Source organism: Mogibacterium kristiansenii (assembly GCF_029224645.1).
GTDB classification, from domain to species: domain Bacteria; phylum Bacillota; class Clostridia; order Peptostreptococcales; family Anaerovoracaceae; genus Mogibacterium_A; species Mogibacterium_A kristiansenii.
Window position 1 is genome coordinate 91,511 of sequence record NZ_JAQXUZ010000001.1, and the last position, 16,124, is coordinate 107,634.

Sequence of the window (16,124 nt, forward strand, 5' to 3'; positions counted from 1 at the left end):
TTTTCGTATGCTCATTATTCTATTCGTTCACCGCTTCATCTTCTATCGGAACCACCGTCACACCCGGCATTTCCATTTCCTTCGGATTGATATCCGAAAGCGCGTATGCAACGTTGTACGCATGGTCGCCGCAGCGTTCCAAATCCGTTACCAGATTGGTGAAGATGACTCCTGCCAACGGATCGCAAGTATTTCCCATCAGACGAACGATATGGTGATCCACCAATTCCTTCTCCTGACGGTCCAGTCGGTTCTCCAGCTTCTCAATCCGCTGCAACGGAATGGTCTCTCCGGATTCAAATACATCTACCGCCAACTCCACGATTTCTACCGCATCCCTGGCCATCATGTACAGTTCATCCCGGGCATCCGGCGACATAAGGCTGTGCTTTGCCAGCATCTGCTCCGCATACTCCACGATGTTCACCGCATGATCCGACAGACGCTCGAAATCCGTTATGGTAATGGAGAACTCGGACATATGCTTTAAGCCTTCCGAACCGAAGGCGAAATCTCGAAGATCCGCCATTCCCTCATCAATCAAATCGTTGAGAATATCCACGCTGTCTTCCCGAATCCGAATCCGTTCCGCCTTGGACGTATCGTAGTCGAAGAAGCATTCCACCGATTCACGCAGGTTCTTTGCCGCAATGCGTCCCATTCTGGCAATTTCCAACTGGGTCTGACGAAGGGCGATACTGGTTGGCATCTTCTTCACATTGATCATGTACTGCAGCGAACGATCCATCATCCGTTCGTTCTCTTCCGGCAGTACCGGGATAAGACGTTCTACTATTTTTACCAGATACTTCATGAACGGCAGCTCGATGATTACCGCGATAATGGCGAACATCGTGTGGGTATTCGCAATCTGTCTTCCGATGTCGTCCGGGGACAGAGATTGGATTGCGGTGAGAATCTGTGGGAAGATTGCAATCAGAATCATCAGCACCACGGCACGAATCAGGTTAAATACCAGGTTCAGGATGGCCGAACGCTTTCCGTTCCGGTTCACCGTCAGGGACGCAATCAGGTTCGGTGTCACGGAACCGATGGCCGCACCGATTACCAGGTACACCGCCGTATGATAGCTCAACAGTCCCTGTACCGCAAAGGTCTGGAAGATAACCGTCGAGGAGGAGGAACTCTGCAGCAGCGCCGTGAAGGCCACGCCAAAGAGCACCGCCAGGAACGGATTATCCAGTCCGGAAATCACTCGGATAAAGGCTTCGCTCTGGGACAGAGGGGCAATCGCCGTCTTCATGATGGTAATGCCCACGAAGAGCATTCCAAAGCCCATGATTACCTCGCCCACATATTTTACCGTGTTGTTCTTAATAAAGAGGAATGCCACCACACCGAGGAACATAATCACCGGTGCGTAAGCCGCCAGGTTGAAGGCCGTAATCTGTGCCGTCACCGTGGTACCGATGTTGGCACCCATGATAACGCCCAGCGCCTGGAACAAGGTCATCATTCCCGAGTTAACAAAACCGATTACCATGATGTCCGTCGCCGAAGAACTCTGCACCAGAATGGTCATCACCATTCCCACGAACACCGCGGTTATCTTATTGGACGTCGCTTTCTCCAGAATCGCTTGAAGATTGTCTCCGGCTGCATCCTTCAGTCCCGCCGACATGACGGTCATACCGTAAAGGAACAGCCCCACACCTCCAAGCAGCGAAAACGCATCAAGTAAGGTCATAATACATCTCCTAATCGTAAATCACTTAATTTTACATACGTGGTTATTGTATCATTTTTGGGGCTGTTGCACACTACTTTTGTCGCGGTAAAAATAATTTATTTTACAAACTTTTTATAGTTCCAAGATGTCCGGCGAATCCGACGCTGTGGTAACATTCAAATTTACGGTTTCATCATCTTTAATGTCCTGCGGCTTCGCCGGCTCGGTCTCGCAGAAAATTCGCGGCATGGTGAGCACCGCCTTGAACAGGTCGCCGTCGATTTCCACATGGAAATCGCCCTTCATCAGTTCCGCCAGATCTCCCGCGATGGAAAGGCCCAGTCCGCTCCCCTCCGTGTTTCGCGAATCGTCTCCGCGAACCGATCGTTCCATCAGATCCGATGCGGTGATGTTCAGCGGTGCCGCCGAGATATTTTTCACAGTCAACGTCACTCGGCTGCCTTCCGGCACCAGATCCACGTACACCCGGCTTCCTGCCATGGCGTACTTCTTCACGTTGCCCAGGAGGTTTTCCATAATCCGGAACATCAGCTTCCCGTCGGCATACACCATCGTGGATTCCTCGGTCCCGTGGAATACCGGCGTCAAGTTATTTTTCTCGAAGTCATCGGAGAATTCTCCCAGCGCCTGTTCTGTCAGGGTCTTCATATCCACGTTCATCCATTCCACCGAGATGTCGCCGCTACTGGCTTTGGCCGCATCGAAAAGGCTGTTCACCAGATGATTCAGCCGTTTGGATTTGGATTCCAGCACCTCCAGGTATTCCGCCGTCTCTGCGCTGCCCGGTTCCGCCTTCTTCAGCAAGTCCACATAGGTGATGATGGATGTGAGAGGGGTCCGAAGGTCGTGGGATACGTTGGTAATCAGTTCCGTCTTCATTCTCCGGCTTCGCATTTCCGATTCCAGTGCTTTCTCTTTCGCCTCGGAGATGGCGTTTACCTCCTGCGCCAGCCGCTCGAATTCGCCGTTTCCTTCCAGGTGAATTCGGTAAGAGAAGTCTCCCGCTGCCGCTGCGTGGATGCCCTTCTTCACCTCATCGTACTTTCGGTAATATTTCGGGAAGAAAAAAATCACCAGCAGAAGCGCCACCACCAATCCCAGCGGCGTGCAGGAAAGGAAAATCAGCAGAATCAAAGCAATGAGCAGCTTTCGGTAGAAGTTCTCGCTGCGCTCCGTCAGCGTCACCAGCCTCGGGTACAGCCGTCCCAGGATGGACCCGGAGAACAAGGTTTTGTTCTTCAGATTTCGAACCAAAGCGAGAAGGCTGGCCATTCCGATGCCCGTTACCAGAACCGTGGCCAAAATCATCAACGCCACGATTGCCCCGGCGGAAATCCAGGCGGCATCTCCCAGGAGATCCATATGGTATCCTTCCAGAATCATGCAGGCATTCAGGGTTTTGGCACCGTCCCCGGCAAAGATCTTCATGGGAAGTTCCCAATTGAAGTACGCCGAATACATTCCGATGGAAATCGAAATGTACGAAACCGCACAGAAAATGCCGATGCAGATGTGCAGCTCCGGCAGCCACCGGTCAAACCAGTTCCGATGGATGGATCCGTCCGCTTCCCGGCGCCCACATCCTGCAACGGCCATTCCGATGCTGATTGCTAGCAAAACGGCCGCAAATATGACGATGGTCCACAGCACCATTTCCTTCGACGCAAAATCGCTTTTGCTGAATTTCATCTTTCCTTGCAAATCCCGAATTCTCACCAAGATCGGGGTCATGGGCACCGTTACCATCAGGACGGTGGACCACAGAAAGCAGCCCACCAATCCCACGTAAAAAATCATTTTTTTCTTATTCTCGTCCATCTGTTCCTCCTAGTACTTTTCAATCTTGTATCCGGTTCCCCAGACCACTTTCAGATAGCGAGGCTCCATGGGATTGAACGGCTTCGTCACGTAATCATCCGCTCCGGCTCCCAGACCGCCGATTTTGTCATAATCCTCCGATTTCGCCGAAAGCATGATAATCGGAATGTTCTTTTCCTCTCGAATCCGAACCGTGGCCTGCATCCCATCCATCCGCGGCATCATGATGTCCATGATAATCAGATGAATCTCTTCCTTTCGCAGGATGTCCAGTGCCTCAATGCCGTCATAGGCCTCCAGCACCCGATATCCCTCATTCTTCAAATAGATGCCGATGGCACGCACAATTTCCTTATCGTCGTCACACACCAAAATGTTCATATCCGCTCCTCTCTTTCTTGAATCCATTATATTTACGGCATCTTAAGATTTTCCGATGTATTTTCTTAATTTTTTCTTAATTTTCACTGCTCCATATTTTATCACTTTTCTCTGTATTATTGATATGGATTGAGCTATAATAATAGCCATAAAAAGAGCGAGGGGAACGCCGGACGTTTCCGACTCGCCGTAATGTTGTTTTTTCGGAAAGGAGATTCCTATGAATAAATCAATTGACGTAATCGGTGTTCAGATGGATTTTGGGGCTTCCAAGAGAGGCGTTGCCATGGGTCCGGCCGCCATTCGCTATGCCGGACTTCTGGATGATCTGAAAGGTATGGGCTTCGACGTTCACGACAAGGGAGACATCCTCCCGCTCCTTCGGGGCAAAACCTCGGAGACCATGCGAAATTACGAGCAGGTCATCGACGTGAATCGCAAGCTGTACGATAAGGTGACCACGTCTCTGTCCCGAGGTCGTTTCCCGCTGGTGCTGGGAGGTGACCACAGCATCGCCGCCGGCAGTATCTCTGCGGTCAGCAAAGCATATCAGGATAAGGGCGGCATCGGTGTCATTTGGATTGACGCTCACGGAGACTGGAACAATGAGGAAACCACCAGCACCGGAAACATGCACGGCATGCCGTTCTCCGCAGTGTGCGGATACGGTCCGGACTGCATGGTGAATTACGGACAGGATCCGGCATATATTAAGGTAAAGAATTGCGTTCAGATTGCCGGAAGGGATATCGACCCGAAGGAAGCGGAACGGATGAAGGAGGCCGGAATCACCGTGTTCCCGATTAACATGATTGACGAACTGGGAATGCCAACGGTCATTCGCAAAGCCATCGAGATTGCCTCCGACGAAACCTCCGGTATCCACCTGAGCTTTGATATCGATGCGGTGACCCCGGAGGTGGCACCGGGCACCGGCACGATGGTTCACAGCGGCCTCACCGCCCGGGAATCCTTTATCGCCGTTGAGCTTCTGGCACAGTCCCACAAACTGCTGTCCATGGACATGGTGGAAGTGAATCCGATTCTGGATGAGCGGAACAAGACCGGCATCCTGGCATCCAAACTGATTCAGTCCGCACTGGGGGATATTGTTTATTAAGATTATTAAATAGTAAAAGAGCTGCACGAAGACCGGCGGAGGGCCTTCGTGCAGCTCTTTTCATTTCTATAATTTCAAATGGAGAGAATTGACGACGAAGCCCCGGTGAGGAGCGCTTCGTCGTCAATTTCTTCTGCTTTCCCGGAAAGCACCTAAATTAGAGCTTCGCAGTAAAGTTAAATTGCTTTCCGGCGGCAACGACGTGGTGCCCCACAACGAAGAATCAAAGCTTTGACAGGTGTGAGGCACCACGTCCATCCCTCCGAAGCACCGGCCGGCACCAGCGACGTGGTGCCCCGCAACGAAAAATCAAGGCTTTGACAGGTGTGCGGCACCACGTCCATCCCTCCGAAGCACCGGTCTGCACCAGCGACGTGGTGCCCCGCAACGAAAGATCAAGGATTTGACGAGTGTGAGGCACCACGTTATTGCGCTCCGGCGCAAAAAAATGAAGAACCAAAAAAGACCTGCGGCAACTTCTCTGTGGTCGCAGGTCTTTCACTTTTCAATCTCTACGCATTCTGCAGCGCCTGTTCCAGATCGGCAATGATATCCTTTGCACTCTCGATACCGATGGAGAGACGAATCAGGCCCGGAGATACTCCGGCTTCCGCCAGCTGCTCGTCGTTCATCTGACGGTGGGTGTGGCTGGCCGGATGGAGAACCATGGTTCGGGTCGCCGCTACGTGGGTGGCAATCTGTGCCAGCTTCAGGCTGTCCATAAAGCGCACCGCTGCTTCTCTTCCACCCTTCAGTTCGAAGGAAATGACGCCGCAGGTCTTTCCGTCTCTCATGTACTTCTGCGCCAGTTCATAGTACTTGTCGCCCGGCAGTCCGGCATAGCTTACGTGCGAAACCTTCTCATGGGCATCCAAATACTCTGCGATTTCCTGAGCGTTTTCGCAGTGACGTTCCATCCGAAGCGGAAGCGTCTCCAGACCCATGTTCAGCAGGAAGCAGTTGTTCGGCGACGGAATGGATCCCAGATCCCGCATCAGCTGGGAAGTTGCTTTGGTGATGTACGCCTTCTTTCCGAACTGCTTTGTGTACACGATGCCGTGATAGGATTCATCCGGCTCCGTCAGTCCGTGATACTTGTGGCCGTACTTCTCCCAATCGAAGTTTCCGCTGTCCACGATTGCGCCGCCCACCTGTACCGCATGACCGTCCATGTATTTTGTGGTGGAATGGGTCACGATATCCGCACCCCATTCAATCGGTCTGCAGTTCACCGGTGTCGGGAATGTATTGTCCACAATCAGCGGAACACCGTGGTCGTGTGCCACCTTGGCGAATTTCTCAATATCCAGAATGACCAGTGCCGGGTTTGCAATGGTCTCCGCCAGAACCGCCTTGGTGTTCGGACGGAATGCCGCCGCAAGCTCTTCTTCCGATGCATCGGTATCCACGAAGGTGCAGTCGATGCCCAGCTTCTTAAAGGTAACGCCCAGCAGGTTGAAAGTTCCGCCGTAGATGGTGGACGCCGCCACAACGTGGTCTCCCGCCTCGCAGATGTTAAAAACAGCGTAGAAGTTGGCCGCCTGTCCCGAGGACGTCAAAAGAGCCGCCACGCCGCCTTCCAAGTCGGCAATTTTTGCTGCCACCGCATCGTTGGTCGGGTTCTGAAGCCTCGTGTAAAAATAGCCTTCTGCCTTCAGGTCGAACAGGTCGCCCATCTCCGCCGTGGTGTCGTATTTAAACGTCGTGCTCTGATAAATCGGCAGAGCGCAAGGCTCTCCCTTCGATGGAGTGTATCCGGAGTGGATGCACTTCGTAGATAAATCGTAATTGCTCATAATTATGTACCTCTCAAAATCTCAGATGTTGTAATTATACTCTAGGGCGAAAAACAATTCAATCAAGGCCGCATTTCTGTTTTTTTATCATCAGATATTGATTCAATATATATCCTGACGCACCTCTTCGAACCGAAACAATATTTGCTTTCCGGGCATGGTAATTGTTTCTAGCTTTGTTCTATTTTTTTGAAGTTTATCTGGAAATCCCGAGGATTTGTTTATTTCACCCCTCTCTCATGGTAAAATAACATGTGCTTTTATGTATTTATATGTAAAGGAATTAAGGATTAAAGACTATGAGCGATAGAAAACCAACCGATTATGAACTGATGCAGAAGCTGGCCCGCCAGATGGCGAAGGAGCGGCTGGAACGGGAGAAGGCCGCCCGGCGAATGGCGGAGAAAGCGACCCCGCCTCAGGCGACGGATTCCACCCGAAATGCATCGGACCAAACCACTGTAATTCGTAAAGACGATCTGCGAAAAGCTGCTTCCGGCACCCGGCCGGCGACACCGAGCCGCCCGTCCCCTTCCGGAAACAGTCCAAAACGCGATGTCGAGCAGTTCGATGATATCGCCGCCTTTGAACAGGAATTTATGGGCGGCGGAAAGAACAAGCATGCCGCGGAAACTTCGGCCTCGCCGGAAACCGACGGAAAGAAGAAATTTTCTTTTAGCCGAAAGAAGAAGGACGCCGGAAACAAGATGCCGGCACCGAAACGGCCGAGACCGGATGCGAAAGCGGGCAGCCTCAAAGAGAAGTTTTATAATTTCCGGGATGCTCATCCGAAGTTCGATGCGTTCATCTACGATTTGAACCCGAACCATTGGGTGGACAAGAACGGTAATCCTCTCTCCCGGAGAAAGAAGATTTTCAAGTTCGGAAGACGAACCGTTGCCACGCTGGTGTCTCTCGGAATTCTGTACTCTGCGGTGGTCATCATCACGGCGCCGAGCATCGATCCGAAGAACATCTACGATGCGATTTCTACGGATTCCATCGTCTACGACGATAATGGGGATGCAGTGGATTCCGTCAGCAACGGCCAGAAGAGAACCATCATCAAGTACAAGCAGCTGCCGAAGAACATGGTGAACGCCATCGTGGCCCTGGAAGATAAAACGTTCTGGGATCACCACGGTTTCAACTGGAAGCGAATGGTGGGTGCGGTCCTCCAATCCTTTACCGGCGGCGGAATCAGCGGTACCAGTACCTTGACCCAGCAGCTGGCCCGAAACGTCTACCTTCCGGATATCATGAGCCAGCGAAGCCTGCGGCGTAAGATCATCGAGATGTGGTACGCGGCGCGGATTGAGCACGCCCTTTCCAAGGAAGAAATCGTCACCGCATACCTGAACAGCATTTATTACGGCTACGGCAACTACGGTATCGAAGCGGCATCCGAATGTTATTTTTCCAAGGATGTAAAGGACCTCAGCCTGGTTCAGTGTGCGGCTCTGGCCACCATGCCTCAGTCCCCGGACACCTACGCGCTGATTAAAGATCCGTCGGGTATCACGGACACTTCGGATATGACGAAGATTACCGTGGGCGGCGAGAAGTACTACGCCAACGATATTGCCAAGTCCAGACGTCAGCTCTGCCTGTCTCTGATGAAGGACCAGGGGTACATTTCGGACAAGCAGTATCGGGAGAATAAGGATAAGAAACTGACAGACTTTATCGATCCGACGATTTCCACGGATAATGATAAAATCAGCACCTACTTCAAGGATTACATGGCCGACGAAATCATTCAGGACCTGAAGAAGGAATACGATATGGATGAGGAGACCGCTCAGAAGCTGGTATACAGCGGCGGTCTGAAGATTTATTCCACCATGGACTCTGAAGCCCAGAAGACGGTGGATGAGGCCTTCAAGAATCCGAGCAATTTCCCGTCGCTGCTGAACTTGCATACGGACAGCAACGGAAACGTGACCACGGACAAGGGTGCGATTTCTCTGTACAAGCACAGCAACCTGGTGAACGGCAAGGGCGATATGACGCTGAAAAGCAGTGAATTCAAGGAGAACTCCGACGGCTCCGTTACCCTCAAGGCCGGAAAACGTCTGAACTTCTACAAAACGACGGTGGACAGCGGCACGGATTACAGCGTGGAGCTGAAACCTTCCTACACCAGCGAAGGCGGCGAATTCTACATCTACGCCACCGGCTACGTGAACATTCCGGCGGCGAACAAAACCATGGATAAGAACGGCAACGTCACCATCGATGCGGATTACATCAAGAGCAACCCGGATATGATTAAGAAATCCGGAAGCAAGCTGGTGCTGAAGGATGCGCTGATTACCATGACGGATAAAGTCATTCAACCGCAGGGTGCCATGGTTATCGCTGAAGTGGGCACCGGAGAGATTAAGGCCATGATCGGTGGCCGCGGCTCTCACGGAAGCGGTCTCTTCAACCGAGCACTGAATCCGAGACAGCCGGGATCCTCCATCAAGCCGCTGGCGGTATACGGCGCGGCACTGCAGAAGAGCTACGACTACTTGCAGAAGGATGAGAAATATCAGTACACGGATTACAACAACGACACCCAGGGAACGAAATATTACGGCGATTACATGACCGCCGGATCCACCATCGTGGACGAACCGCTGACCTTCGAAGGTCGGACCTGGCCGTCCAACTCCTACGGCGGATACAAGGGCCGGATTTCCATGAGAAGAGCCATGCAGCTTTCCTCCAACGTATGTGCGGTAAAAATATGGCTGCAGGTTGGTTCGGAGTATTCCGCAAATCTGGTGGAAAAGTTCGGCATCACCACCTTGAACCGAGAGGGCGACAACAACGATGAGAACGCAGCGGCTTTGGCGCTGGGTGGCCTCTCCAGCGGTGCAAAGCCGATTGAAATGGCACAGGCTTTTGCCGCCATTCCGAACGGCGGCACCCGCCAGTCCTCCATCGCATACCGGAAGGTTCTGGATCGGAACGGAAATCTCCTTCTGACTTCGGAATCCAAGGAGACAAAGGTATTGGATGAAGGCGTTGCCTACATCCTGACGGATATGATGAAATCCGTTGTTTCTCAGGGTACCGGTACCGGTGCGGCGCTGTCCGGCGTTCAGGCCGGCGGTAAGACCGGAACCACATCCAACAACTACGATATCTGGTTCAACGGTTTCACACCGCACTACGCGGCAGCCCTTTGGATCGGTACGGACTACAACATCCAACTGTCCTCCGATTCCTCCGGCGCAGCGGCACTGTGGGGACGGATTATGAACAACATCGCGGCGGCAAAAGAAGGCTCCTATCCGAGCAAGCCAGCCGATGTGGTTCAGAAAGGCAGTGAATACTACATCAAAGGAACGGAAACCAACTCCGGCTCCTCCTACAACAATTCTTCCGGAACAAGTTCCGGCAAGAAGAACACCAATTCCAAGAAACCGGATTCCGGTTCCTCTGCGGACAACCCGTCCACCGGCGGTTCCGGAAGCGGCGGTGGCAACGGTTCCGGCGGCAGCAGCTCCGGCGGAAACCACAACGGCGGAAACACCGGTGGCGGCAATACCGGCGGTGGCGGCAATACCGGCGGCGGTGGCAATACCGGCGGCGGAAACACCGGTGGCGGCGGTAATACCGGCGGCGGTGACAACACCGGTGGCGGTGACAACACCGGTGGCGGCGGCAATACCGGCGGCGGTGGCGGCGACGCCGCCAACGACGGCCAATAACCGATACATCAAAAAAGACGTAAGAAAACAGGACTGTCAAGTGATATGTACCCTCCCTCCTGGGTGTCCAGGAAAGAGGGTACATATCAAAAAGCGACAGTCCTGTTTTCTTTGCTATTGGGTTATTATCAAATCCGGTTTTCCCCTGATTCTATTTCCGTTCCGCCTTCTTCTTTTCGAAGAACTGAATCAGAACATCCTCGGATACCTCCGATTTTTTCGCCCGGCTCATCAGCTTCTCTACCACATCAATCGGGTTTGCGCCGCGGTTCACGATGCTGTCCAGTGCCATGGTAATCGGCATCTCTACATCATACTTTTTCGACAAAGCCATTGCTGCCGGAAGCGCATTCAGTCCTTCCACGACCTGACCGACTTCTTTTACCGCTTCTTCTACGGACTTGCCCTGTCCGATCAGATTGCCGCAACGGTTGTTCCGGCTGTGCATGCTGGTAGCGGTAACGATCAAATCACCGATTCCTGCCAGTCCGGTAAACGTCTGCTCCATGCAACCCATCTTCGTACCCAGTCTGGAAATCTCCGCCATACCGCGGGTAATCAGCGCCGCCTTGGCATTGTCGCCGCAACCGATGCCGTTGGCAATTCCGCAAGCCAGAGCGATGACGTTCTTCATGGCACCGCACAGCTCCACGCCAATTACGTCCGCATTGGTATATACTCTCATGCAGGTATTGGTGAAGACGTCCTGTACGTATTTCGCCGCATCCATATCCTCACTGGCTGCAACGATTGTGGTCGGCATATCCAGCGCAATTTCCTCTGCGTGTGTCGGTCCGGACAAAGCCACCACCTTCACGTTTCCGTGCTTTCCGTCCTTGTTCAGCTCATCCTCCAGAATCTGGGACATGGTCATGAACGTGCTCTCCTCCACGCCTTTGCCCACATCGGCGATAATCTGTCCGTCCACGATGTAATCCCGTGCCTTCGCGGCGGTGGAACGGATGAATACGGACGGGATGGCGAACATCAGCACGTCCTTATCCGTGCACACTTCCTCCAGGCTTCTGGTAAAACGAACACCGTCCGGAATTACCATTCCCGGCAGATTCTTATGTTTCCGGGTCGTCTCACAAGCCACCAGCTCCGCCTCCACGGCAGACCATACCAAAACATCGTGACCGCTGTTATACAGCATCCGCGCCAGAGACATGCCAATCGTTCCGGCACCCAGTACACCAATCTTTTTCATACAAATATCTCCTAACATAATCATAACGTACAAATTGAGTATTTGTATTATAACACGGTCTATGGGAAAACTCTATAATTGTCTAGGAAATGACATGTCCGTCCCGAATCGCTTCCACGATTCGGCTGACCAGGCTGACCCGGTTAAAAGGAGTGATCACGTAGAATCCGTCTGCCGAACTCGCTATCGCTTTCCCGATTTCCACGGATACCTCCAGAGCCAGATTTTCCGCCTCTTCCCGGTTCAAACCCACATATCGCTGAATCAGCGCCTCTTCCACATCGATGCCGTTCACCTCGCTGTTCATAAAACGAGCATTTCGTTCGCTGATAACCGGAATAATTCCGCCCAGAATATAGCAGTTCAAAGATGTTTTTGCCCGTCTCAGATTCTCCAATCCCCGGCGGCTCAGCACCGGCTGCGTCAGCAGGCCCTGCATGCCCTTGTCGATTTTCTTTTCCGCCCGGCCCAACTCCGCGTCGAAATTAATCGCGTTGATATTCAGTGCGCCGAACACGTGGAAGGGATGAATTGCCCCTTTCTTTTCCAGACCGCGAATAAAGTGGGTCATCTTTCGGGAATTGAATTGGTAGACGCTCTTCACCTCGTCTCGCTCCGCGGTCGGAATCGGGTCTCCGGTGACAATCAGGAGGTTCTGCACCTCTGCGGCGCTGAGCCCCATGAGGAGTGCCTGAGAGGCGTTCAGATTTCGATCTCGGCAGGTCAAATGCGGGAGGGGCTCGATACCCTCCCGCCGGAGCATACAGGCTACCAGGCTGGAATCCATCCGTGCCTTTGCCGTCGGGCAGTCCGCAATGGTAATCACATCGGCACCCACATCACAGAGCCCCTTGGCATTTTCTATGTATTTTCCTATATCCGCGTATCCCGATGGGTCGAATTCCACGGCAATGGGCTTCTCCCCCTGCCGCAGCTTTCGAAAGAACGCACTCTCCTTCATTTCCGGTGCCGCCGCTCTTGGAACCGAACGCAGTGTTCCGTCGGCTGAAACGCTCTTCAACGCTTCCGTCAGCGCTGCAATGTGCTTCGGCGTGGTTCCGCAGCAGCCGCCCACAATGGCCACGCCTTTTGCCGCCAGTTCTGCCAATTCACGGCCGAAATATTCCGGATCGCTCTGATAGATGGTGCGATGCTGAATGACCACCGGGCTTCCGGAATTCGGCATCACGGAAAGGGTCAGTCCTTCCGTATTCATCTGCTCCAGCAGGGACTGCAGCTGCCGAACCCCGCTGATGCAGTTCAAGCCCACCGCATCCACGAAGGGCGATGCACCTGTTTCCTGCAGCAAATCCTCCCCAAAAAGTCCGTCACGGGTATATCCGCCGGGCAGCACCGCATAGGAGATAATCACATATGCATCCGGCACCCGGCTTCGAATGTACCGGGCACTCTCCAGGAGTCCGATGGTATTGGAATTGGTCTCGAACAGAAAATTTTTCGCCCCCTGTTCCAGAAATGCATCGATGATATACCGATATTCTTCCTTCGTGCGCACCTCATCCAGACCGGTCACCGGACCGATATCCGCAAAAACATGTGCGCCATAGGCTTCTGCCGTCCGGCCGGCCAGCCGAAATCCCGCCCGAATCTGCCGGAGCACCACATCGTTTCCGCCGGGATAGGCCACCCGGTTGGAGGAAAATGTATTGGTCTTAATGGCCCGGGCACCGGCTTCCAAATATTCCCGGTGGATGGCGGAAATCAGCAGAGGTTTCTCGATATTTGCCATCTCGCAGCCCTGCCCCGGCAGCTTCTCCGATGCAGAGAAATAGGTGCCCATTCCTCCGTCGAATACCATCGTCCCCCGGGACAGTTCCTCTCTAAAAGTCAATTGTTCCATATCTTCTTTCATCCCATCCTTCTCTAGCCCAGTACTTCCTTCGCAATTGCCACGGCACCCTGGGCATCCTTGGAATAGTAATCCGCGCCGATTTCCTCCGCATATTCCGGCGTCATCACCGCACCGCCCACCATGATTTTACATGGGTGACCGGCTTCTCGCAGGGCATCGATGGTGGCTTTCATGGCCGGTACCGTGGTGGTCATCAATGCCGACAACCCAATCAGGTACACGTCATTTTCCACCGCAGCATCCACCACCGTCTGCACCGGCACGTCACGTCCCAGGTCCAGTACGTCGTAGCCGTAATTTTCCAGCACCACCTTCACGATATTCTTTCCGATATCGTGAATATCCCCTTCTACCGTGGCCAGAATAATCCGTCCTTTGGATACCTGCCGGGTACCGGAAGCAGCGATTTCCTTTTTAATCAGGTCCAGTCCGGCGCAGGCCGCCGTCGCCGCATTGAGGAGCTGAGGCAGGAAGAATTCCCCGCTTTCGTACAGCGCTCCCACCTTGTCCAGTGCCGGAATGATTCGGCCGCTGATAATACTCATTGCCTCTTCCTGAAGGAGAAGCTTCTTTGTAATCTCCCGGGTCTCCTGTTCCAACCCCTTGATGACCGCCGCCTGCAGCGGATCTTCCTTCGAATCGCTTTTGGCGCCGGACACGCCGGATTCCGTTACGCCCTTGCCGGTCCCTCCGGCATCGCTCTTGTTTTCTTTTGCCGCCTTCAGTTTCGCTTTCCGCTCCGCCTCTTCCGCCGCGTAATCCCGAATGTAATTTCCGCTGTCCGCATCCTCCCCGCTCAGCACCCGGAACGCCGCTACGGCATCCCGAATCGCCTTCTCGTTAATATTGACAATCGGAAAATCCAGTCCCGCCCCCATCGCCTGGGTGAGGAAACTGGTGGTGATGTACCGCCGCATCGGGAGGCCGAAGGAGATGTTGCTGACGCCCAAAGCACAGTGCAGGCCGAACTCGTCGTGAATCCGACGGACTGCCCGCAGCGTCTCCCGTGCCTGCTCCTGCTGGGCCGATACCGTCAGGGTCAGACAATCCACAATCACGTCTTCCCGCGGAATCCCATATCCATCTGCTTCCCGGAGAATCCGCTCCGCCACCTGAATTCGGCCCTCCGCATCTTCCGGAATGCCGTCCTCATCCATGGCCAGACCCAGCACCGCCGTGCCGTAGTCCGCCACCAGCGGAAGCACGGAATCCAGCCGCTCCCGTTCTCCGTTCACGGAATTCACTATCGGCCGTCCGTTCACCACCCGAAGGCCGGCCCGCAGTACTTCCGGATCCACGGAATCCAGCTGCAGCGGAATGTCCGTCACGCTCTGCACCGCCTGAATCACCTTTGGCATCAGCGCCACTTCGTCCACGCCCGGGGCGCCTACATTAACGTCCAGAATCTGCGCACCGGATTCGTACTGTTCCACCGCCAGCTTCTTGATGTAGTCCATGTCGCCATCCCGGAGCGCCTGCTGCAATTTCTTTTTGCCCGTCGGATTGATTCGCTCCCCGATGATATTCAGCTTTCCATATTCCGCCACCGAACCGGCGGAGCATACGCCATTCCGGGATTTCGGAATCCGTCCTGCCGGATTGTAATGGCTGCTTTTATGGGATAGGGCACGGATAAAATCCGTATTGGTTCCGCAGCATCCTCCGACGATGCCTACGCCCTTCTCCAGAAACGGCACCATCTCTTCCGCAAATTCCACCGCGGTGATGTCGTATTTCCCGGTTCGCGGATCCGGCAGACCCGCGTTGGGCTTGATAATCATCGGCAGGTTTGTCCACTCCATCATGGACTCCGCAATCGGAAGGATTTCCTTCGGTCCCAGCGAGCAGTTGATGCCCAGCGCCGCAACACCCAGTCCTTCCAAGGTCAGCGCCATGGCGGCTGCCGAAGTTCCCAGGAAGGTACGGCCGTTGGCCTCGAAAGACATGGTGGACCAAATCGGCAGATTGGAATGCTCTTTCGCCGCCAGCACCGCTGCTTTCATTTCATACAGATCCGTAAAGGTTTCGAACACCACCAGATCCGCGCCGGCTTTCTCACCGGCCTCCACGATTTCCGCATAGGCCCGGTAGGCCTCTTCAAAGGGAAGTGTCCCCAGCGGTTCCAGCAACTCACCCAGAGGGCCTACGTCCAGCGCCACCATGCACTCCCGGCCCTGTTCCCTCATCAAGCGTACCGCTTCCACGGCCGTTTCCACGTTTCGCTGCACCACCTCATCCACGGAATACCCGCTGCCCTTCAGCTTGTTGCCGCTGGCACCGAAGGTATTGGTGTAGATGCAATTTGTGCCTTTCTTGATATATTTCATGTGGATATCTCGAATTTCTGCTGCATGGGTCATGCCGTACACCGCCGGATTTTCTCCCGGCTTCAGTCCGGAATGCTGCAAATCGGTTCCCATGCCGCCGTCCAAAATAATCAATTGTTCCTTCATGATTTCAACCTCACCTCTTGAATTCTATAACACTATTCATTTCAGTATAAATAATTCC

General features: G+C 53.6%; 8 protein-coding genes and 1 pseudogene. 2 read left to right on the forward strand and 7 right to left on the reverse strand.

The features are described 5' to 3' along the window. Window positions 1-19 precede the first annotated feature (19 nt). The 3 genes and pseudogenes from PUE40_RS00465 to PUE40_RS00475 all read right to left on the reverse strand — a co-directional run. A complete protein-coding gene (locus PUE40_RS00465) occupies window positions 20-1,708 on the reverse strand; it encodes a Na/Pi cotransporter family protein (protein WP_277671565.1) in 1,689 nt (562 codons plus the stop codon). 114 nt (window positions 1,709-1,822) lie between these two features. Beyond that, window positions 1,823-3,529: a HAMP domain-containing sensor histidine kinase gene (locus PUE40_RS00470; RefSeq protein ID WP_277671566.1), complete on the reverse strand. Its 1,707-nt coding sequence runs from the start codon at window positions 3,527-3,529 to the stop codon at window positions 1,823-1,825. 63 nt (window positions 3,530-3,592) lie between these two features. Continuing rightward, a pseudogene (locus PUE40_RS00475) lies at window positions 3,593-3,910 on the reverse strand (response regulator); the annotation flags it as partial. 220 nt (window positions 3,911-4,130) lie between these two features. On the opposite strand from PUE40_RS00475, the gene rocF reads away from it, so the two are divergent. After that, complete coding sequence (gene rocF / locus PUE40_RS00480; RefSeq protein WP_154554884.1) at window positions 4,131-5,030, forward strand: arginase; 900 nt, start codon at window positions 4,131-4,133, stop codon at window positions 5,028-5,030. Window positions 5,031-5,542: 512 nt separating this feature from the next. Here rocF and PUE40_RS00485 read toward each other — a convergent pair. Then, window positions 5,543-6,826 carry an O-acetylhomoserine aminocarboxypropyltransferase/cysteine synthase family protein gene (locus PUE40_RS00485; RefSeq protein WP_277671567.1) on the reverse strand — a complete coding sequence of 428 codons (1,284 nt, stop codon included), beginning with the start codon at window positions 6,824-6,826 and terminating at the stop codon, window positions 5,543-5,545. Window positions 6,827-7,125: 299 nt separating this feature from the next. On the opposite strand from PUE40_RS00485, the gene PUE40_RS00490 reads away from it, so the two are divergent. Then, a complete protein-coding gene (locus PUE40_RS00490; RefSeq protein ID WP_277671568.1) occupies window positions 7,126-10,530 on the forward strand; it encodes a transglycosylase domain-containing protein in 3,405 nt (1,134 codons plus the stop codon). 151 nt (window positions 10,531-10,681) lie between these two features. On the opposite strand, the gene PUE40_RS00495 is transcribed toward PUE40_RS00490, so the two are convergent. The 3 genes from PUE40_RS00495 to PUE40_RS00505 all read right to left on the reverse strand — a co-directional run bounded on the left by PUE40_RS00495 (window position 10,682) and on the right by PUE40_RS00505 (window position 16,066). Then, window positions 10,682-11,740 carry an NAD(P)H-dependent glycerol-3-phosphate dehydrogenase gene (locus PUE40_RS00495; protein ID WP_154554887.1) on the reverse strand — a complete coding sequence of 353 codons (1,059 nt, stop codon included), beginning with the start codon at window positions 11,738-11,740 and terminating at the stop codon, window positions 10,682-10,684. An 82-nt stretch (window positions 11,741-11,822) separates the two neighbouring features. Then, window positions 11,823-13,613: a bifunctional homocysteine S-methyltransferase/methylenetetrahydrofolate reductase gene (locus PUE40_RS00500; protein WP_277671569.1), complete on the reverse strand. Its 1,791-nt coding sequence runs from the start codon at window positions 13,611-13,613 to the stop codon at window positions 11,823-11,825. A gap of 11 nt (window positions 13,614-13,624) precedes the next feature. Beyond that, window positions 13,625-16,066: a homocysteine S-methyltransferase family protein gene (locus tag PUE40_RS00505; protein ID WP_277671570.1), complete on the reverse strand. Its 2,442-nt coding sequence runs from the start codon at window positions 16,064-16,066 to the stop codon at window positions 13,625-13,627. Window positions 16,067-16,124: the final 58 nt, after the last annotated feature.